This is a genomic window from Pseudomonas sp. RT4P38 (assembly GCF_054897765.1).
In genome coordinates, this window is the sequence record NZ_CM142703.1 from 3,761,439 (window position 1) to 3,782,517 (window position 21,079).

General features: G+C 54.5%; 12 protein-coding genes and 2 pseudogenes. 8 read left to right on the forward strand and 6 right to left on the reverse strand.

Going from position 1 to position 21,079, the window contains the following annotated elements; translation table 11 throughout:
• Nucleotides 1-708: 708 nt before the first annotated feature.
• A pseudogene (locus tag ACYZT7_RS17375) lies at nt 709-1,005 on the reverse strand (DUF7693 family protein).
• A 140-nt stretch (nt 1,006-1,145) separates the two neighbouring features.
• Here ACYZT7_RS17375 and ACYZT7_RS17380 point away from each other — a divergent pair.
• From ACYZT7_RS17380 to ACYZT7_RS17395, 4 genes are all read left to right on the forward strand, one after another.
• On the forward strand, nt 1,146-2,876 hold the full coding sequence (locus ACYZT7_RS17380) for an ATP-dependent nuclease (protein WP_462037529.1): 1,731 nt from the start codon (nt 1,146-1,148) through the stop codon (nt 2,874-2,876).
• Nucleotides 2,863-4,284, forward strand: coding sequence for a UvrD-helicase domain-containing protein (locus tag ACYZT7_RS17385; protein ID WP_462037530.1), 1,422 nt, complete (start codon nt 2,863-2,865; stop codon nt 4,282-4,284). The genes ACYZT7_RS17380 and ACYZT7_RS17385 overlap by 14 nt, the downstream gene beginning before the upstream one ends.
• 206 nt (nt 4,285-4,490) lie before the next feature.
• Nucleotides 4,491-5,369: a hypothetical protein gene (locus tag ACYZT7_RS17390; RefSeq protein ID WP_462037531.1), complete on the forward strand. Its 879-nt coding sequence runs from the start codon at nt 4,491-4,493 to the stop codon at nt 5,367-5,369.
• Nucleotides 5,359-5,997, forward strand: a complete 639-nt coding sequence (locus ACYZT7_RS17395; protein WP_462037532.1) for a hypothetical protein — start codon at nt 5,359-5,361, stop codon at nt 5,995-5,997. The genes ACYZT7_RS17390 and ACYZT7_RS17395 overlap by 11 nt, the downstream gene beginning before the upstream one ends.
• A 57-nt stretch (nt 5,998-6,054) precedes the next feature.
• On the opposite strand, the gene ACYZT7_RS17400 is transcribed toward ACYZT7_RS17395, so the two are convergent.
• Nucleotides 6,055-6,246 (reverse strand): antitoxin Xre/MbcA/ParS toxin-binding domain-containing protein, encoded by a 192-nt coding sequence (locus ACYZT7_RS17400; RefSeq protein ID WP_462037533.1) that lies wholly within the window; start codon nt 6,244-6,246, stop codon nt 6,055-6,057.
• Between the two features lie 126 nt (nt 6,247-6,372).
• On the opposite strand from ACYZT7_RS17400, the gene ACYZT7_RS17405 reads away from it, so the two are divergent.
• Complete coding sequence (locus ACYZT7_RS17405; RefSeq protein ID WP_462037534.1) at nt 6,373-7,131, forward strand: hypothetical protein; 759 nt, start codon at nt 6,373-6,375, stop codon at nt 7,129-7,131.
• Nucleotides 7,132-7,236: 105 nt separating this feature from the next.
• On the opposite strand, the gene ACYZT7_RS17410 is transcribed toward ACYZT7_RS17405, so the two are convergent.
• The 3 genes from ACYZT7_RS17410 to ACYZT7_RS17420 are packed head-to-tail and all read right to left on the reverse strand — an operon-like array spanning nt 7,237 to nt 13,737.
• A complete protein-coding gene (locus tag ACYZT7_RS17410; protein WP_462037535.1) occupies nt 7,237-9,597 on the reverse strand; it encodes an RNaseH domain-containing protein in 2,361 nt (786 codons plus the stop codon).
• Nucleotides 9,575-12,715: a hypothetical protein gene (locus tag ACYZT7_RS17415; RefSeq protein ID WP_462037536.1), complete on the reverse strand. Its 3,141-nt coding sequence runs from the start codon at nt 12,713-12,715 to the stop codon at nt 9,575-9,577. Before ACYZT7_RS17415 ends, ACYZT7_RS17410 begins: the two co-directional genes overlap by 23 nt.
• The gene (locus ACYZT7_RS17420; RefSeq protein WP_462037537.1) at nt 12,703-13,737 is read right to left on the reverse strand and encodes a restriction endonuclease-related protein; all 1,035 of its coding nucleotides are present in this window, start codon (nt 13,735-13,737) and stop codon (nt 12,703-12,705) included. Before ACYZT7_RS17420 ends, ACYZT7_RS17415 begins: the two co-directional genes overlap by 13 nt.
• A 469-nt stretch (nt 13,738-14,206) precedes the next feature.
• Here ACYZT7_RS17420 and ACYZT7_RS17425 point away from each other — a divergent pair, with 469 nt between their 5' ends.
• From ACYZT7_RS17425 to ACYZT7_RS17435, 3 genes and pseudogenes are all read left to right on the forward strand, one after another.
• Nucleotides 14,207-16,276, forward strand: coding sequence for an ATP-dependent nuclease (locus ACYZT7_RS17425; protein WP_462037538.1), 2,070 nt, complete (start codon nt 14,207-14,209; stop codon nt 16,274-16,276).
• Nucleotides 16,273-16,911, forward strand: a pseudogene (locus ACYZT7_RS17430) (UvrD-helicase domain-containing protein); the annotation flags it as partial. The gene ACYZT7_RS17425 and the pseudogene ACYZT7_RS17430, both read left to right, overlap by 4 nt.
• A gap of 64 nt (nt 16,912-16,975) precedes the next feature.
• A protein-coding gene (locus ACYZT7_RS17435) for an IS3 family transposase (RefSeq protein WP_462037539.1) occupies nt 16,976-18,156 on the forward strand; the annotation gives its coding sequence in 2 pieces (ribosomal slippage) (nt 16,976-17,240 and nt 17,240-18,156; 1,182 coding nt in all).
• Nucleotides 18,157-18,287: 131 nt separating this feature from the next.
• On the opposite strand, the gene ACYZT7_RS17440 is transcribed toward ACYZT7_RS17435, so the two are convergent.
• A complete protein-coding gene (locus ACYZT7_RS17440) occupies nt 18,288-19,565 on the reverse strand; it encodes a hypothetical protein (RefSeq protein ID WP_462037540.1) in 1,278 nt (425 codons plus the stop codon).
• Between the last annotated feature and the right edge of the window lie 1,514 nt (nt 19,566-21,079).

Consider the following 21,079-nt stretch of genomic DNA (forward strand, 5'->3'; position numbering starts at 1 on the left):
GCGGTGCGGGCGAAGGAACGAGGAAAAAGCGAACGCCATCCTGTAATGGGTTGGATACTTGAAGGACGTACTCACACAATTGCCGACGCAGCGGGCGAGTGAGATTACGCAACTGCTGCCGCATAACTGGACTCCCGCCAAATAAACTAAGCTGGGATGTACGGATGCTCACGTTGAAACGCCACATGGAAGACTTGGAATGACTCGAATTATTGAAATCCTGATGTACGCCTTAAAGCCAGGATCGGGATTGGATTTTCATCGAATAATGCAGAATGTAAGTGTTCCGCTTCACCTAGAAGCTGGCACAGATGTTGTTTCTTATGGCAGCTCATTACATGATTGTGACAGCTATCACCTGATTCGCTCCTATGAAAGCGAGAACCATCGCCTAGTATCTCAAGATACTTTTTACGCAAGCGCTGCCTGGAACAGGGCCCGCGAGCAGACATTATCAGTCGGATTGAAGTCAGTACAACGACAGTTATGGTGCTCACTCTAGACGCAATTGATGCCATCAGAGCTTCCGTAGATCAATCTAGAGCCGATGCTCAACCAGCGTAGCCATCGGCAAAGACAGACCCCATAGTCTTGAACACCGGGATCAGGAAGGTGTGTTGGCCGGACGCATACGCTCGTCTATCCGATCTGTGATTTGAGGCTTTTTTGATAGGACTAGGCAGCGCGTGTTGCCGACAAATTCTTCTATCAGGTACACAGCGTCGCCGACATCCAGTTCCGATCGGCTCCGTCGCGCTGCCAGAGTTCAAGTGTCCCGACTCGGCCCTCAGGCGACCTGCAGTACTCGCAGTAGTCCAGGGTGTAACAGTCATTGAAGAGTGAGAGCTGCCAGCCCTATATCTCAATGGGCATGAGGCCGTGATAGATCTCACTCCATGACTGGATTGCGCTTCGCGTCATTAAGCGTTTGCCGAGCGCGACTTCCGTCATCACCTGGTAGACCTTGCGGGCCGTGAGAGGGGAGGTTGTGTTCAAAATTTTCACGTGGAGATATGCCTTTGCGCTTCGCCTTTCTTTCGAGGGCGTGAGCTGGTTTTCGTCTACTCTCCCAAAACTTCGTATTTTTTTACATAAATAAAAGCAGGAAGCCTGTCGGCTAGTTCGACTTAAAACAGGGATCGATCATGGCTAAAATTTTTAAAGTTGAGATCCTCAATTTTAGGGGAATCCAAAGTCTTATTTGGTTTCCAGCGCCCGGCGTTAACTGTCTGATTGGCAGAGGGGACAGCGGTAAATCTACCATCCTAGATGCCATTGACCTGTGCTTGGGCGCACGCCGCTACGCCCAGTTCAGCGACGTGGACTTTCATGCTCTGGACGTCACCAAACCCATCAAGATCTCGATCACGCTGTTCGATCTCGACGCACCGCTGAAAAATGTGGAGAGCTACGGAATCTTCCTGCGCTCCATAAATCCAGCGACCAGGGACATCGAAGAGGAACCCCATAAAGACTGGCCGACGGCCTTAACCATTCAATTGATCGTGGAGGGTGACCTTGAGCCCGTCTGGTCGCTGACATCAGCACAAGCCGAGAGCCTTGGAACCATCCGTCATTTGTCGTGGAAGGACAGGGGGCTCGTAGCCCCCACAAGGCTAGGAGGATACTCAAACTCCAATCTCTCCTGGACGCGAGGATCGGTGCTGAACAAGCTCACCGACGAGCGTGCAGAGGTGGGGGCTGCATTGATTGAGGCTGCGAGACTCGCGCGATCATCATTTGGAGATCACGCTCAAGACCAACTGGGTGACACGCTGAAACTGGTTACCCAGACGGCGATTGGACTCGGCATTCCAGTAGGCACAAGTGCGCGTGCACTGCTGGATACCCATGCGACCCCCTTCAATGATGGCGCGATCTCGTTGCACAGCCAGCAAGGCATTCCACTGCGGAGCCTCGGAACAGGATCATCTCGTCTTCTGGTTGCTGGACTCCAGAAAATGGCAGCCAAGTCGGCATCCATTTTACTGGTCGATGAGGTCGAGTTCGGATTAGAGCCGCACCGTCTCGTCAGGCTGTTGGACTCGTTGGGAGCGAAGGACACCAAATCCGCACTTCAGGTGTTCTTAACCACTCATTCACCGGTTGCCTTGCGTGAGCTTTCTGGGGATCAATTGTTCATCGTTAGGCGCGGAGTCTCAAATCACCTCATTTTGCCGGTCGGCAACGATGACGATGTCCAGAGCACGATCCGCACGGAACCCGAAGCATTTCTTTCTCGCTCTGTGATCGTGTGTGAGGGGGCGAGTGAAGTGGGGTTGATTCGTGGACTTGATCTATTTTGGACAAGCCAGGGTAGGCCACCGTTAGCCTCCGCCGGAGTTTCCTACGTTGATACAGGAGGTAGTGACCCAGACCGATGCTTTCACCGGGCCAATGCGCTGCTGCGCTTGGGATATCGTGTGCTAGTAGTCGCAGATAGCGATAAACCGCCCACCGAGAGTCTCGTAGCAGCATACAAAGCTGCAGGCGGGATGCTTATTTCTTGGCAGCCTGGACGCGCGTTGGAAGACGAACTATTCCTAAGCCTGCCACCTACAGCGATCACGAGCATGATCGACATGGCGAACGATCTCATGGAGGAAGGCAGGGTCGACGAACACATTAAATCTGCATCGAACGGCGTGTACACGCTCGAAGGGGTTGAAACAGAAGCATTGATCTCAGGTTACTCACCAGTGATTCGGGCGATGCTCGGCCGCGCGTCTCGCACCAAAAAAGGTGGGTGGTACAAATCGATAACAAAAATGCAGGATGTTGGTCAGTTAATTGTCGGCCCTCATTTGGCCACCAGCCAGCCGACATTCAATATCGCGATATCAACATTGCTGGTGTGGGCCCATGCCGAATCCTGAAATCGACTTATTGGCCTTCGGTTGTGGCTCCATCACTGCACCCGCCGGTTGCGGGAAGACTCAGCTAATCACCGACACGCTTAAGCTGCATCACTTCGCGAAACCTGTGTTGATCTTGACGCATACCAATGCAGGGGTTGGAGCACTGCGGGCACGACTGAAGTTGGCTGGCGTAGCCCCCTCTACCTATCGTGTATCAACGATCGATGGATGGGTAATGAGATTGATAGCAACCTTTCCAGGCAGGAGTCAGCACAACCCCGAGATCTTGAAACTCAAAAGCAAAACAGATTACGCCAGCATTCGAGATGCCGCGTGGGGGTTGCTGGCATCGGGTCACGTTTTCGACGCCCTTCAATCCACGTACTCCCGCGTGTTTGTTGATGAATATCAAGATTGCACGTTACCGCAACATCAGATCATTGCCTGGTTAGCAACTGCATTACCAACCTGCGTCCTGGGTGACCCCCTGCAAGCAATTTTTGGGTTCAATGATCCCTTGGTTAACTGGGAGACTGACGTCCTCAGTTACTTTCCAAGTGCCGGACACCTTTCGACTCCTTGGCGCTGGCGTAATGTCCAGAATGAGCCGCTGGGCCAGTGGCTCCTGCAGATACGTGCATCCCTACAAACTCGACAAGCAATCGACCTACGGGTGGCGCCTGCGCAAGTGCAGTGGATTGCCCTCGAAGCGGCAAGCGCCCATGAACAACGACTTGAAGCGGCTAGAGTAAAAACGACGTCAGTCGACCACCAGGTGCTTGTCATCGGGGATAGCTTCAATCCGAGAGGACAACGGAAAGTCGCTAGCCAGACACCAGGCGCAGTGTCTGTTGAAGCGGCCGATCTAAAGGATTTGACTGCCTTCGGACGAACGTTCAATCCCGGCTCACCTGATGCACTGAACGTGCTGCTCAAGTTTGCGCAAGGGCTGATGACTAATCTCGATATTGCGGTGTTCATCAGGCGGTTGGGTAGCCTGAGCACAGGCAAAGCTCACAATCCTGCGACAGAAGCGGAGCAATTTGGGATGCGTTTTATGGTAGCGCCAAACTTCGGTTCAGCTTTGTTGTTACTCGATGCCCTTCGGGATCAACCAGAGGTTCGCGTCTATCGTCCAGAGATTTTGCGCCATTGCAAAAAAGCCCTCAGCCTCGCAGCCGATGGATCGATGACGTTTGAGAATGCGGCTGTCAGTATCCGCGAACAGAATCGATACGTGGGGCGGCCAATGTCTCGGCGATCCGTGGGCAGTACGCTTTTGCTCAAAGGACTCGAGGCAGATATCGCAGTGGTGTTGAATCCTGAGGAGATGGATGCCAACCATCTCTATGTCGCATTAACCAGGGGGGCACGACAGCTAGTCGTGTGCTCCAGTACGCCAATTTTGCGACCAAAGGCCAAATGAATGTTCGATGAGCAATAGCAAAATTTGCTGTCCAGGGGAGCGAAAAACTTCACTTATCATGGGTTCACAATTCAATAGAATGCCTCCTGGCGCCAAAGGGAAGGGCAGTGATGATTTGGCCTAAGACGCTTGCGCTAGTGTTGAGTCCGACTCAAGATTTATGTTGGCAGCGGTAGATGCCCCCACCTAAGACAAGGCCCTCACCAATGACACTTTCTGGCATCCTCAGCTCGCCTTCGCAACGACGAAGCTATCTGCTCGCAACCTGCACGGTGTTGCTTATTTCCATTTTGGCAACGATCGCGATTTCACAATTCGCATCGAGCAAACCCATCTGGAATGCGCTGAATAGCTTGTTCAGTTCAGTGATTGCAAGCGGGATATTCGCGATAGTTGCCGGCTTATACATTTCTTACTTTTTTGTTGATCCTAGTGATATCCAGGCGGAATCAACATTGCTTCCCCAAGATATTGATCAGGCGCTGCAAGCCATTGCCACTGAGGCTGTGAATTACAAAATTTTCGTGAGAACTGGAAGGCATTTTCGCGCAGAGGTGATGCCGCTCTTGATCACACAGGCTCGTAAGTCGAGACATCCAATTCAAGTAGAGGTAGTGCTGCTGGATTTTCGCGACCACAACGTATGCGAGAGGTACGCCAATTACCGAAAAACCTCTTCCTTTGATCGCCGGCTCTGGGACAAAGGCTATGTGCAAAAAGAGGTTCTAGCGACGATTCTCATGCTTTCTAAAGCATCAAGAAGCAACCCCGGCTTGGTCGATGTTCAATTGTTTTTAAGCAAGCGACTGTCGACTTTCCGCATCGAAGGCTCGTCTGAACAAATACTGGTTACGCGGGAAGACCCAAAGGATTTGGCATCACGTTATTCTCGCACCCATAGGGATTTTTCCGCGTACATTACGGAGTTTGGCTGGATTCGAGACGAAGCTTATGCAGTAGCCAAGGATACTTCCGGATTGCTACCCGCCACGCTGAATGAGATGTTTGGAGAAAACCCCGATATCGCCACTCTCGAAACCTTGGCGATAGGAGCCACCCATTCTGGATCGCCTTATGTTCGCTGATCTAGATTTTCCATTAACCCGGGAATACGTTCGCGACGCCCCTGTATCAGTATTACGACGCGCCCTTAAATCCTGGATGGAATCGACCAATCCCACATGCTTGCTCCATCCCCATGGCTTTTATATCGTTTTGCTCGGTCGCATTGAAACTCAAGAGTGGCGCTTCCACTATTGGCCCCCAGGATCTCCCAACATTCTTGGCATGCCCGCGCGCATCCACACTCATGATCGTCACGTCGAAAGTCGAATTTTGCAGGGCACGCTAACCGACATCCAATATCAGGTGGCTACAACGACCGCAGGTGGGCAGCCGCTCTATGAAGTCCGCTACGAGGGAGACCGATATTCACAGACTACCTCGAACATCCTTCGTCGCACTGCGACGCGCGTCATACCCACCGTTGAGCAAGGCACTTCCATGCAAAGCGGAGAGACGTATCAAATTGAATGCCATGCTTACCACGAAGCAGTTGTACCGCAGCATGTCGCTACCTCTACGCTGGTGTGCATGCATGGTCATCTACCAGGCAGCGTGAACGTCATCGGGTTAGATGGATATCCGGAAATCATTTCTTTCCAGCGCACTGAGCACCGAGCCGATGTGTTCGCAAGCCATCTCCTTTTTTAGTGCCCACGCAATCCGTACAGCTCGTCTCGCTGTTGAATTGAGAGGTGGGTGCCATGATCAGAAGGAGTAACCATGACTGATTCGCTCAAGCGCATCGTTGACCTCTAGATATCCAGCTTCACTGTGTGCGTGCTCCAGCGCAGTGGATCCGCCGAATTCAGTTTTCGGCTGATTCAGCCAAATATTCGCTTTTGTTTTGTTGCCAAAGACCCGCTCGGCCTGGCGCTGAACCAGCTCAACATAATTCATTTTCTGACTCACTTGAGACCCATTGATGGTGGCCGGAGGCACTCTGTTTTAGCGTTTTTCTGTGCGACAGCAGGAGTATACCCGCGGTTGATGCATGCGTTGGCTGGGCTTCCTAAGTAACGTTATGTGCAGAACGGCGCATCGATCTTTGCGAATTGGAGCTTTCGAAGGCGGCTGCTGACGTGCATTCCTTGCCGGGGCTATTCTCAAGCTCTGGCGAGCATCGGAACCCTTGCTCATGCTGTCTCGATTGCAGCACGCCAGCCCGAGGCAGTCGATGGGATCTCGCTCGCCGCAGGTCTTTGTACTTTGCTACTGAATATGCCCACGCAAATGCTTAAGGACAGTTGCCAACGGATTGAGGATGCACTGGGTAACAGACGTTACGGTAACGGCCACGTCTTAGCGGCTGACCAGTCGAGACGCATGGTAGTGGTTTCTCCGGAAGCAGCACTAATCCATAGCGTCGTGAACGAATTGGCTCGTCGCTCGACAGCCGGCGCGTTGTCCTTTAGCACTGATTTGATCTTCGATCTGGTGCCATTCTGGCGCAACAGGCAGGATGAATTCTTCGAGCACAGCTATGCTCATTTCGTGACGCAAATCAGCCAAATCAAAGGGCCTGAGTATTTCCATGACGCCGTACCTGCTCTGATTGAGAACAATCGGTGGCTGATGGAGCAAAAGTCCTTGGCCCTGACCCTAGGCGGGCAACCGAATCGCCCTCTGATCATCTTTGGTGACGGACTTGTACTGAAAGGTGCTGATGCTTTCGAGGGCTTGGTACCTGATTTCGAGAGTGCGGATTACTCCGCAGGAGCCTCCCTGCTGAACATGATGCTGGATGAGGGCGGCATATCAGGGTTTTCGCCAGTTCCTTCGTGAGCACGGTCTATTGATGTGAGCCCTGCGTATCGACTGGACGCTCGCAGCCTGCTCAACGCCAGCTAGATCAGGCGAGCAGCAGGCCGTGCCAACCCATAGACTCAATCAGAACCGACCCTTCCTCAGCTTTTCGGCAACCGGATGATCCTCTGCAATTTGCCGGGCCGCGTGAAGCGGGGAGGGAAGCCGAAGAAAACCATCCCACAATGGAGCATTTTTGCACCAGTATCCGGCCTGCAGCGCCAGCTGATCTTTGTTCGCAAAACTCCCTTCCTGGATCATCACAAACTCCGTCACTCCCAGCTGCTGCCACGAATCCTTGAGCTGCGACTGGGTGATGTCGTAGCGGGTGTGGTAGCGGTGAGAGCGCACCTTATTGAAGGTCTTGGAGTAGGACGTGAAGTAGTACACCAGCTCCTGGTGCTCAGCTTGGTGCACACCGATTCGATTCCCTATGTACATCGGCGCCAGAGGCGAAAGTGAGTGCACACCGGTCATTTGAGCCGTTTGGTAATCAGACCGCGTGCGTATCAACCAAGCGTTTTTCGGAACGGGAGGCAATCCATGGCCTGCGCCATCATTCATGCCTGGGTACAGGCGCTTCGCACCGGCGTTGATGTACACAATCAATGGACTGTCGGCCACGACAGTAGGCGCGAGGAGTGCTTGCCTGATCAGCAGTTTGGCAGCGTCCTGATCCAGCAACTTCGGGCTTGCATGGATGGCACAGAGTCCTTCGCTGTAGCTTTTCCACTGACCTGGTTGACCACCGGCACCATCAACGTAGACCTGTAGATACCGCGTATTGACCAAGGAGCGCGTGATCACGGGCAGGTAAGCGTTGGGCTTGTGGAGGTAATCGACATAAATCGAAACGACGGTCGTATCGGTCGGGATGCCTGCGGTACGCTCCAGGGGTAGCGGTACATAGCCGGTACCACGGATCGCATCGATGAGACTGTTGATGGCAGGGTAATCCTCAGGCGGATCAGACCGCTCAGTCTTGGCTTTCCGTAGCCGGCCCTTCAGTCCTGGAGCAATGCCCTTCGATGACGTGGCTCCTTCGCCTTGAGGCGGCAGGTGGAAGATGAACTGCGTGGAGATACCATGTTGGGCGCAGAGTGCCCGCAACACATGCTTCGGGTCGTTTTCGTCCTTCGTGGCCACCTCGGGGGTTGTCTCGATAATCGCGGCGTCCGGTGCCAGGCTAGTCAGCCGTGGCAGCAATTCATGGGTAAACCAGTTCTGAATGTCCGTCGAGGTTGTCTTGGAAGTCAGTACCCGCTGCGAATCCTTGCACTGGATCTGCTGGAGTAGGACTTTAGGCTTGGGCTTTTCCTTGAACACGGGAGAAAGAAACTCCAGGTTCTCGTAGGCCGTGTTGATGCGCATCATGATGTCCGTGTGCGCGGTCACCACTGCGATCCGGATTGGCCGCACTGGCTCGTCTGACGGTTTGTCTCGCTGGGCGATGAGCCGGCCCACATAGCGGGTCAGCATGGGCTTGGCTGAGGTCAGGGTCTTCTGGACGTGAAAGCTTGCCTGATCGAGGATGACCGTCCCGACACCACTGCCAATGGGCGAGGCAATCGGCGTGTGGGCATGAATCGGCCGGAGGGCCCCGGCCATAGAAATCTCATCGCCTCCCAGCGCCGGCAAGCTTCCTTCGCCCATGTGTTGGATGAGTTCGGCGGCAGGACTGGTGTAGACGGTCTGAAAGTGACCACCATCTGTTCGCAATGTGCGGATCTGGAACTTTGAAATTCCGCGAGCGGTTTTGATCCAGGTCGAGTGTGTAGTGTGGCGCCACTCGGGCAGGATATGGCTCAGGTGAACCGTGACGGACGCGTACTGACTGGGCACCTTGTGCAGCAACAACAAATTCGTTGAAACGGAGTGCATGGCCACTGCGCGGCGATCGCCACGTTCGTAGAACAGCGGGTTGTCCCAGGCAAGCAAGGAGCCATCGCTGCAGACAGAGAGGTTTAACGGGACGGAAGACTCCATCGGTTTGCTCGATAATTGCTGCGCGAGCATCCACGGGACGACCTTGTAAGCCACCGTTAACTGTCGTGGGTCGAGCATGACATCAGACGCGTGGATAGGAACTGGGCGCTCTGGCACGAGCAGATCAATGAAGTCCTGTTGGCTTGGCGCTGTTTTTCGCAGGATGTGCTGAGCCCATACGTTGATTGCCCGGTTCAGTTTGCCTGGGTCGATGGGCTTGAGTGACGCGATGGCTGGCGCTTCCTTGCTCTTGAGCAGTTGCGCGTTCACCCAGACCGGGCCGCCTGACAGGTAACTGAGGATCTCTTCAAGTGACTCAGTGGGCAGATAGGGCTTACCGAAATGATTGGTGAGCAGTTGCCATCCATTCACGAAGTCCCGTGAAGCGTGGTACTGCATGACGGGAGGAAGCTCGTCCGGGTCGAATCGGAACAGGTTAGTCCTCAGGGAAATCGTCATCAGGTAGCCCCTCTGTCTCTTGAGTGCCTGCAGTGGCTTGCGGGCCTGCTGCTTCGATGTAAAGCGTCATGGCTTCCACCAGGCCCGCATGGTGCGTTGAAAACTCGCTCCAGTGGCCATCCTGCTTGAGCTTCTCGATCGTCCGATCCAAAAGCATCGCCCAAGTGTAGCGGCTGTCGAAGAAGGCCGCGTCAGCTAGATAACAGGTGACGGGCGTGCCGCCGCGCCTGGCACGCCCGACAAGCTGGGTGAGTGTCACCAGCACGTTCATGATGGTGAAGAACCGTATGGCTTTGGGCTGGCTGTAAAAGTAGGGGGGAGCCAGCCGGATGCCATTGAGTATTCGGTTCGCCATGGCACGCTCCTTCAATAGGGCCAGCCCCGGGCATGGGGACGCTTCCACGCTTTCGCCAACGCTGTAGCAAAGGTGTGCAAGGTTGTTGCCTGGCTGATCGGAAGAGGGCAACGGTCGCACACAAACAACTACTCCACCCAAGGCCGACTTTCCGTCCTTGGTCACTATGTTGTGACCACGCGCCATTGGGTAGATGGAACTGACCATCAATTGCACATCAGCATTGGGGCCGTCAGCGAACTCCACTAGATCGTCGTAGGTGAGCTTGTTCGCCAGGGGCAACCGTTCCTGTCGATCCGCTTTCTTGCCTCCCCGAATCCATGCGACCTTGCGCTGGCCCGCTGAAATCTCGTAGAGCGTCGAGGCGAGTTGCTCTGCCTCGGCATCACTCCCCGTGACCAGCAACAAACGTGCTCGATGGCACGTGCTGTCATCTTGTTCCAGTGCTGCCAAGCGGCTGGTAAGCCATGGCCACAGCTCATAGGCCAGATCCCGGACATGAATGAGTCGAGAATCAAGCGATGTCCCCGATACATGCACTGAGACATTGACGTTTTCGAAACGAATGTTCCCCTTGGCATCCGGTACGTCGATCAGCGTCCTGGCGTTCAAGTCGAAGCAGCTGGCGCCAGGGAAAAATGCCGTAGCACTGAAGCCGATGAAGGTGCGATTCACGCCGGCGTGGATTTTCGATGTCAGGTTGGGCAGGTATTGGAGCGTCCGGTGAGGGTCGCCCGACATCGCCACTACCTGGAGCGACCACGTGTCCCGTCCCTCCTGCTTGCGTTTGAAGCCGTAAACGACGCGCTGAAGCGGGCCAAGCGGCGTAGGGCTGAAGGGCGCTGAACCTGAAAGATCCTGCTGCACCCTCAGTGCTGCGGCTACCTTTGCGCGCGCCAACACGGGGACGTCTGCATAGAGGGTGCGAAGGCTGCTCTCAATAAAGTGCAAACTCGTCCTGATGACCAATGACGACCTGAGCTTTTCGAGCTTCTTGTCGTTCAGCCGCTGCCCCAGGTTTTTCCGCTTCGCCAGGGTGCCTAGCAGCGCGCCGATGCTGACGACTACCTCAGTCGGGCTCGGCAGTGGGTCGTTGTGTGAGAAGGCTTGCAAGAGCTCTCGCAGCGGCGCCAGTTGGGGAGGGATGGCCTGCTCACCATATCCGCAGACGCCGTCTAGCACCAATGGATCGACGCCCAGGTAATCGGCAATCATCTGATCTTCCGCACGCTCCCACACCGTCTCGCGGTCAGGCCATGTAAGATGCTTCAGGGCCAACTGGAGCAGCCGTGTGGTATGGAGAATCACTGCGTTGCAGGCCCGTTGAGCACGGTACAGGGTAGAGGCGTCGACGTCTGGAATGCTGTCCCGCCCAAAGATTTCCATATGCAGCTCAGCAAGGCTGCTGTGCTCGATGTGATTACTCAAAGGGAGCTCGAAGACGCTAGTATCGATCGCACTCAGCAGCAGCCCATCGATCTCGTCGACCATGAAGAGCGAGGCCGAACGGAGCAGCAGCTCGAGCAGGCTTCTCGACTCTCCGCCGCCACCTTCTATAGCGATGCGTGTGGTTCCGGAAATCAGGGCATGGTGGTTGACCACAACTATGTCGGCCGCCAAAGCTTGTTCGAGCATGGTGCGCTTACCACACTGATTCAAAAACGGACAGCTACGAATGCGCTTGAACGTCTCCCGCCCCCGGCGCTCGCCTGGAAGCTGCAGGTTGAAGCAAGGCTCCTCATCGCGCGGGCTCACGCTCCCGTCAGTGGTACAGGCATCGAGCAGGCATCGATAGTCGTAAGGATGATCCTCCCTTGCGCGGGCAAAGTAATAATCACCCGCTTTGGCGATCCGGCGCTGGGAGTGCAGCGGAGCGATCTTCAGATGAGGGGCCACGATACGTACCGAGCGCTTCAAGGCTTCAACCATGTTGCGTACGTCAGTCAGGTTGGGCACCGCGATCACCACGCGATGCCGCTGCAAGGCGGTGTGAATGCCCATCAACTGCATCACAACAGTTTTCCCCGACCCCGTCGGCGCATTGACCCGAAAGAACTTCCCTGCATGGGCTTCTACGCAACCGTCGTTGCGTACGATTGAATGCAAGGAGCTTCGATAGCTTTGGTGCAGATGGTTTGCGGGGTCACATCCAGCTTTATCCAGCGCACTGGCTATCTCGTATAGCGAAGCCTTCTCCCAGGAGAACGTCGTGACATCCGAGGCCTCCACCAAGGGTAGACGGGCATCATCCAACACCAACCGGGAACGCTGCGCCTCGGAGATCACGAAAGTGCGGTAGCCATCAGATTGTGTCTCCCGAAGGAGAATCTGTCCTTCAGTGGGCCATTTGGTGCATGTCGGGGCAGTGGGCTCAGTTTTGATGGCGTAGAGTTTCTCCTCGATCAGACCGTCGAGATCAAAGCCCACTTGGAAATAGTAGACATCAGTCTCCTTGAGGCGCGGAGGGGCTTGCTGGTCACTCAAGATATCAGCCGCCGCTACTCGAAAAGGCGCACCACCACCGAAAATTATTCGCCCGGCCTCCTCAAGAAATCGCCCAGTCTGGTTCAGGTCGACAGGGCGGTACTTGATGAGCGTGATGATCTGGTCGCGCACCACCTCAGAAGCACTTTCCCAGCCGCTCCAGAGATGGGGGCGCCCCACCAGGAAGACTTCGGCGTCAGCAAGAGTTGGCTCCTTGCTGATATGTTTGATGGCCAACCCTAGCGCAAGGGCGGTGGCATTTTCAGTTAGCGTTGGCATAGTTTTTTCACCCAACGCAGGCACTGGGACTCAGACATGATCTGCTTGGGCCAGCACTGCTCATTCAGTGTGTCCAGGAATTGCGCCTGGTAGTCAGGGATGACGATGACCGTCTCCGTAAACGGAGTACTGGCCAGATGTAGCCCAAGGTTCCTGGTGGAGTGCCATACCTTGGCATCCAGCGAGTAGGTCTGATCATCGAGGGTGAAACGCAGGTCATCCTGATCAACGTCTGGCCACAATTCGGCAGATACCCCCAGTCGACTGATGCCATCAAGCAGGCGCAGCTCCAGCAGCCCCGGAATCAAGGTAAATGTCCACAGAGGTGGGGTGAGCCGATACTTGTTCTTGGCGGGGTGTGGTTGGATTACCTTCGCGTTTCTGACGCTCACCAGTTCGTCATCCATCCACTGGAAAATTCCGACCGTTTGTTCACACCAGTGCGCGCCACAGGACACAGCGTGGCGGCAAATTTCCATTGGCCATCCACAGCCCGGGCACAGGTAGACCTGACCCAAACGGATCAGATGCTCAGGGATCGGCTCGTACAGCGAGTTGAAGCTGACTTGCAGCGGGATCAGAAAGTCGAGGCTTCGGTCAGCATCAACGACACCATGGTCGATCAGAAACATCCGGAACAGCCGGTACTCATCACCCCCACGGGGTCGAATTTTGCAGAGGTCGCGAACGTTCTTCACGATCTGCTGAACACGCTCCCAGCCCACGCGAGGATTATTCTCCAGCGCGATCGCGTTGCACAGCATGGTGGGCTCGTCGGCAAACTTCAACACGCCTTGGTACCCTTGCCTGAAACGGCTATCAAGCCATTGCTCAAGTGGCAGGCTTAGACAGGAGAGCAGGTTGGCGATTGTGCGGGGAGGGGATCCAGGCTCCAGCCACCAGAGCAATGCGCTGGCCTGGCGCAGAAGGTCGTGCCGCTCGGCGTGCTGATGGGCATCGAGCTGCGCAGCCTTCACGATCAAGATAAGCAAGCGTTGGGCGTTGCTGTCCACTGAGTCCATAAGCCCCCCTTGAATTGGAAGCATGCGTCCTTGCGGAGCATCGTGCTCGCACTTCTTACTACCTGATCAAGCAGGCTGGCCCAATATATCGGTAACCGCAAGACAACCGGTCGGGCCGCATTTTGTGGGCTGGCCCCAGCGACCTAGCGCAAAGCCCATGATGCCTGGATCGCTGCCCCGTTTCGGTTTCATATCGGGAGGGTAGGTTCCGATAAATGGCGACGCAAGGGTGATGATGGCGATCGATTACCATACCGCCGTCTCCAGAGCGAGGAAGCATGTTGCTGTATGTTCGCCCGACGCCAGGACACTGCATCTCCTTGGGCTAGCAGGATTCACGCGGCCGAATCGAGTAGCCTTCGACAGGCTTTCGTGGCATATAGCTACCACATTCAGGGAGGAATGGTTTTAGCCAGGCTGGCACTGGGCAAACCCTCTCCCTGCCACGGAATCAGGATGGGGCAGCGCTGTGTACCTTTCGGCTTTGAAAATCAAAAATTTCCGCCAATTCGGCCATGACAATCATGCGTTGAACATCCAATTCAACGAAGGCGTGACCGCTCTCGTAGGTGAAAACGATGCGGGTAAAACTGCCGTCATCGATGCGATCCGGTACGTTTTGCAGACCCGGGATGCTGAGTACCTTCGATTGCAAATCGAGGACTTCCACATTGCCAGCGATGGCACTCAGTCGGAGACCATCACCCTCAGATGCACCCTGGAAGGTCTAAGCGTGGCAGAACTCGGCGCTTTCGCTGAGTATGTGACTTACACCGGTGGCGTGGGGCGACTGTACGTTCACTGGTCGGCTCGCCGCGTCGTTGCATCGGCCTCAACCCGCAAATGGGTCGATATCTCGGTTCGATCGGGTGAGAACGGAGAAGGCCCGGCTCTGGATGTGGGTGTACGGCAACTGTTAGCCACTGCATACCTGAAACCACTGCGGGACGCTGAGCGGGAAATGTCCCCTGGCCGCAATTCCAGGCTGTCCCAGGTATTAAGCAGTTTCCCTAATATTGATGCGGGCAACTCGTTCGATCCCTCTGCACTGCCGGCCGACCTCCCTGACGCAGAGGCGCTCAGCATTGCCGGCATGGGCGATCTCCTGCGCCACCTTGTAAACCGTCACGGTGCCATCGTCTCCGCTCAGAAGGAGATCAACGAAACTTACCTTCGCCCACTATCGCTCGCTGGCCAGCCCCTCACGAGTAGCATCGGCTTTGGGGAAGCCGGAACTGATCCAGCCAAGCTCAAGCAGATCCTGGAGCGATTGGAGCTGGGGCTGCTGGATCATGCCACTGGAGAGGCGCGAGGCATCTACGGGTTGGGATCAAACAACGTGTTGTTCATGGCCTGCGAATTACTACTGCTCGGTAAGGAGCCCGACGGACTCCCGCTACTCCTTATCGAAGAGCCAGAAGCCCACTTGCATCCGCAACGTCAGCTCCAATTGATGGAGTTTCTCGAAGCAGCGGCGAGGCCTTCCGCAGGCTTGAGGCCGGTTCAGGTCATCCTCACCACCCATAGTCCCAACCTAAGCTCGAAGATACCGTTGCAGAACCTGGTGCTGATGCAGCGGCAACAGGCCTTCTCGCTCGCACAGAGTCAGACCTGTCTGGCGCCTGATGATTATCGCTTCCTCAGCCGCTTCCTGGACGTCACCAAGACAGGGCTGTTCTTCGCAAAGGGCTTACTTGTCGTGGAGGGCGATGCGGAAGCAATCTTGCTGCCTTCGCTTGCTCGACGCTTGGGTAAGGATCTCACCAAGCACGGCGTATCGATCATCAATGTGGGCGGTGTAGGGCTGCGGCGCTACTCAAAAATCTTGCAACGCAAAGATCCTTCAAAAGGCGAGATCACCGTGCCTACGGCATGCATCACCGACATGGACGTGATGCCGGACTGCGCGCCCGAGATTACGAGTCTGAAGGGGGTGAAGGGATCGGTCTGGCCAGACAAAGCTGACCGGCGCTGGCGCGCCATGAAAGACTTTGGTAGCACACCGGCCGACCTTGAAAAAGGTCTCAAGGAGCATCGCGACAAACGAACCAAGAGTGATGGGCAATGTGTGCGCACATTCGTTGCCGACCACTGGACGCTCGAATACGACCTGGCGTTCAAAGGTCTCTCGAAAGAAGTCCATCATGCCGGATACCTGGCCATCAATGAGGACAAGATCGATGAAGACAAGGAAACCATAGACAGCCTGCTGAAAAAAGCAGACACGGCCTTCGCTAAAATCCAGTCCACCCATGCCACCGAGGAAGCTCGGTGCTCCGCGATCTACAAGCTGTTCAAAAGGGCCTCCAAAGCGATCGCAGCACAGCACCTGATCGACCTGATTGACCAACGTTTCGAAGACCGCACTCTGGATGCCATAACGCTGCGCGGGCTGCTGCCCACCTACGTTGTCCACGCGATCGAATATGCGACGCGGGGTTCAGCACTGGCCACGTCCTCCAGTTCGGCTCACACCGTGATCGTGCCCGCCGCACCGAATCCAGGATCGGCTGACCCGGTGGAGGAGGTCGCCAAATGACGCTCAGCCAACTGGTTGCCCCCATCACTGACGCCGATGTGGACTGGGTCATGGAGCTGATGGGGCTTGAGGCGCTAGACGAGCCTCGTCGAGATTTTCTGAAGTCGATGGATACCGTTGATGTTGCGGCCTGTCCCGGCAGCGGCAAAACGACCTTGGTAGTGGCAAAGCTGGCGATTCTGGCACGCCATTGGAAGAGCCGTATGCAAGGAATCTGCGTGCTATCGCATACCAACGCGGCTCGAGAAGAGATCGAGAAACGGTTAGGCGGCACCGAGGTGGGGCAACGGCTGCTGCGTTTTCCTCACTACATCGACACCATCCATGGTTTCACCGGCCGATTCCTGACCTCTCCATGGTTACGCTCGAAAGGGATCGCGTTGCAGGCCATTGACGATGAGGCCACACATAAAGCACGCCGAAGAGAGCTGACGTACCGCGAGCACTTAGGTGCACAAGCCGCCTTCGAGAAAAAATTCAAAAGTCTTCACAGCTTGCGGATCCGGTCTGCCGATTTCGACCAACCACTCGGCGATGAAGATATTGGTTTTGCGCCACACACGGCCACCTACAAGAGTGTGGTGAAATCGCTCAGCGGCGCAGCCAAGGCCGGTTACTTCTGCTTCGATGAGGTATGCAGTGGTCTAATTTCCCCAGACACCCCGATAGGTGGAAAATACATCTACCGAGGAGTTTTTCATGACCGACAAACGCAGAACATTCGACGAGAGCTTCAAGCTACAAGTCGTGAAGATGATCAAGGACCAAGGCGTGACCGTTCCGCAGGTCTGCCTGGATCTCAATCTTGGTGAGACGGCTGTGCGCCGATGGGTGCGTCAGTACGATGCGGAGATACTGGGAGAGACCGGCATCGGTAAGCCATTGACCGCCGAGCAACAACGTATTCGCCAGCTGGAGCAGGAAAACCGCCAGCTCAAGATGGACAATGACATCTTAAAAAAGGCTACAGCCTTCTTTGCCCGCGAGCTGAAGTGACTTATCGGCTGGTCAAACAGTTGCAACAGAAGGCTTACTCCGTAGCGCATGTCTGTCGTGTACTCAACGTCAGTCGATCCGGTTTCTATGAGGCTCGCAAGCGTGTTGCTGCGCCGGCATCTATTTGTCCGGTTACGGTTCAGCTCAGGGCTTCGTTTGAGGAAAGTGGAGGCTGCTTCGGCAGCCGCCCGTTACGCAATGCGTTGCGTGGCAAGGGCATGGTGGTGGGTCTTTATAAAATCCGCCGATTGATGCGTGCCAACGGTCTGCGCTCGGCCTGGAAGCGCAAGTTTGTCCATACCACCGACAGCAACCATGACCTGCCCATTGCCGAAAATGTGCTCAACCGTCAGTTTGACCCCGTGGCGCCGAACAAGGCTTGGGTGGCTGACATTACCTACATCCGGACCCGCAGCGGCTGGTTATACCTGGCGGTGGTGTTGGACTTGTACTCCCGTAAAATCGTCGGCTGGTCCATGGCCCCGAACATGCCGGCGGAGTTGGTGTGTAGCGCAATGCAGTTGGCCATCGCGCAACGTCAACCGCCACCGGGCCTGATCGCTCACTCAGACCGTGGCAGCCAATACGCCAGCGCGAGCTATCGAGCGTTGCTGGCGCGAAATGACATGCAGCAAAGCATGAGCCGCAAAGGTAACTGTTGGGATAACGCGGTAATGGAACGCTTCTTCCTCAGCTTGAAAATGGAGCGAGTGTGGCGACGTGACTACGCAAACCACGGCGAAGCAATCCGCGACATTACTGAGTACATCGTTGGGTTTTACAACAACAAACGGCTGCACTCGAAACTAGGCTATTTGCCACCAACCGTTTACGAACGGGTGATGGCATCAAAACCACCTATCGAGGTGTCCGGAATTAGTTGACCACTACAGTCGATAATCCCAAGCGGCTACCGGTTGTGAAGGGGGGGAGGAGGTGAGTGGCCGCTACGCCTCTGTTCCCTTCCATTCGTATCCTTCAATTACTGGCGCTCATTTCCTAACCTTCAGTTTCTTCAATTTTCATGAAACCACTGCGATCCTGGCAAACCCTGACGGATACCAATATCAGGCCAAACATTGTTGGTCGGTTCGACCTCTACAGATTTATCTACCTTCGGAATCATGCCGGCAGCTCTTGCAGAGTTCCTCAGCTCAAGGAAAGCAAGCGTCGCATCGGGAGCGAGTTTGTCCGACCACTTCCAGTACATGCTGCACGCCAGGCGGCCTGAGCGAAGCTCTTTCAATATCTGAGCCGTAAATTTGCCAAACAGCCCGATTAAACTGCCATTTCCATATGCATCAGCCCCATGCTCCAAGGGAAACATGAAGCTTCTGGCGTTCACGTCAGAGTCTCTCTCATGCCTATATTGAGCAAAACGCCTGAAACAGTCACCAAACGCAGATGCCAGAAAATAGCGTTTGCCGGGGTAATGAGGGCTTTCAAACGCCCGGGGTTGCAAGCCTCTGGTATCACCGTCGTTGCGAGAGGTAGGGTCGAAAAAATGGGAGAAGGTCGCCTTGATCGTGGGTGTAGACCCTAGCGCACGCAAGGGGATCTCCGAATGGACTGCCACAGCCATCATGAATAGAAGCGGCTCCCACTTGTCGTCTTTCTGGGCTAAAGACTCTGCAATATCCAGCAAATCCTGCAGCTGCTCAGGCGTAAAGCAAGTCCTGGCCTTTTTTTCGCGCACCTCGAAGTCTTTCGGCCGAACGTCACGGAATGGATTTTCGTTTACTACTGGACGTTGCCAGGCTGGTGCCGAAGCTAGGTAGTCAAAGAACTCTCTGCCGCGTCCTAGAAACCATTGAAGGTGATGATAGGAGCTTAGGCCCGGATCCGAACCAGAGGAGGACTTCCTGAATATTGGTCGCCAACCTTCATAGATCCGCTTGTCAGCAAAGTCCATTCTGGTATTTCGGGCGTAACGTGAGCCCCCTGCAGTCGATACCCAAGACGCTGGCGGGCGCATGATGAAATGCATGAAGTCATCGGCATCGTTACTGCACCAATCTTCCAAGCATTTGTGTCGGATCGACCAGCTCCAGTGCATCATCGACTCAATGATTGGGCAAAGGTTGTTGTAGTGCCTTTCGCCGAAATCTGATTTTGTCCGTTGCTCCGCTAGAAAATCTAATCCCATTTGCCATGTACTGTAAGGCTTTAAGCTCGATGGAAACTCATCCAGCCGGCTGCGGACGTCATTATTGATAGGCCGCCTAACCTGCAAATGCTCATTCAGTAGGGTCAGCGGTGGATACAAAGGAAACGGTGGGCGCGAAGTAACCATTAAGCTGCAGTCCTGGGCAATATGATGTGCCTGACGGAAGCGGCCACTGGAACGGTTGAGGCCGTAGTCACCAGGTCATAGTTGGTTGCCAACAAGTGGGTACCGAAGCGATGGAGCTGAAACTTCCGGACTTTGGTTGGCCGGGAAGATCTTCTTAAAGTAGCAAGCTGCCAATCGCCGAGCGGTCACCTGTATCTGAGATATCAGCCTAGACTGTATCGAGGGATGCTGCACCGGCTGAGAGCTAGCCTGATCCGGTCTCCGGTCTAAAGGGGTGTATGGTCTTTACGTGCGTCAAAACATCCCCATGAGGCTGCTTAACGTAAGGAGCAGCATGAGGACGAGGTGGTATGTGATTGATTTTCTGCGAGTATGCTCATTAAGAGCAAAGTCTGGTTTTCAGCTACCGGTGACAGATTGGGGGCCAAAGGTTTCAATTTCGCGGAATCGCAAGTCTAATGACATCGCTCTCATTTCTAATGAATACCGAGGGGTTAGGCGGCTCATGAACATCTATGACATGACCTGGCGTTTAACATAATATACATTACACGTAACAAGGTGTTTCAGGATTGGCCCGGTTGCACACAGATTTTGAAGCGATCAATTGTGGCGACTCACGATTCACCGGACAATAATTCTTGATTCACCGGAATCCTAGAAAAATCATGACGTTAAGGCATAATCCTCAACCCCTATCTAGAAATTGCAAATGACCCCCCTACGCGTAAAACATGGATTGGCTCATCACTGGCTCGTGGCTAGGAATAGCGTTCTAGAGCGATCCAGACCAGCATCCTTTAAGAGAAAAGTCACGATTCACCGGAAAAAACACAGCTAAACCAAAGAAGTCACGATTCACCGGAAATTGGCTCTTGCGGTATGAGCAAAATGCTCCTGGGGGGCTGCTAGAGGGAAAAATACGTCAATTCGGAGGATTATGTAGCTCAGGGAGCACATCTATGGGCGCTACCCACACATTCATGAACCACCGGAAAAAACACGGAAATCCCCAACGTAATTGGAAAAAAGCTACCCGTCTTGACCCTATATACCTCAGATGCTCCCGTTCTAGAGGGGTTTCGATGAATTCTTGATTCACCGGAAAAAACGCAAAAAAGTCACGATTCACCGGAAAATCCCCAGATATTGGTGCAGCGATTAGAAAACTTGTAATGGATGGGTTCCAGCAAAAAGGCGGAGTACTTCCGGATATCCCTCAATAGTTAAGTCGATAATATATATGCGCCGCAGGCTCATTGGTTGGCATTAATATCAATTCTAAGTTTTTCAGAAAGTGGCAAGACTTGAGTTCCCAACTACTCGCCGTTACCATCCGTCTGATGAGCGCGAAAACGGCACCAAGGTTAATTACACTAAACGGCTATTTAGTGTAGTTAACTTTTATCGCAATCGAGTTCATGTTTCAGCCTGAGGCCTCCAACTCACGCTCAATATCCGATAATTCCCAGACCCGGATATTTCATTCCCGCAAGTTCCCATTTCATGCAGGA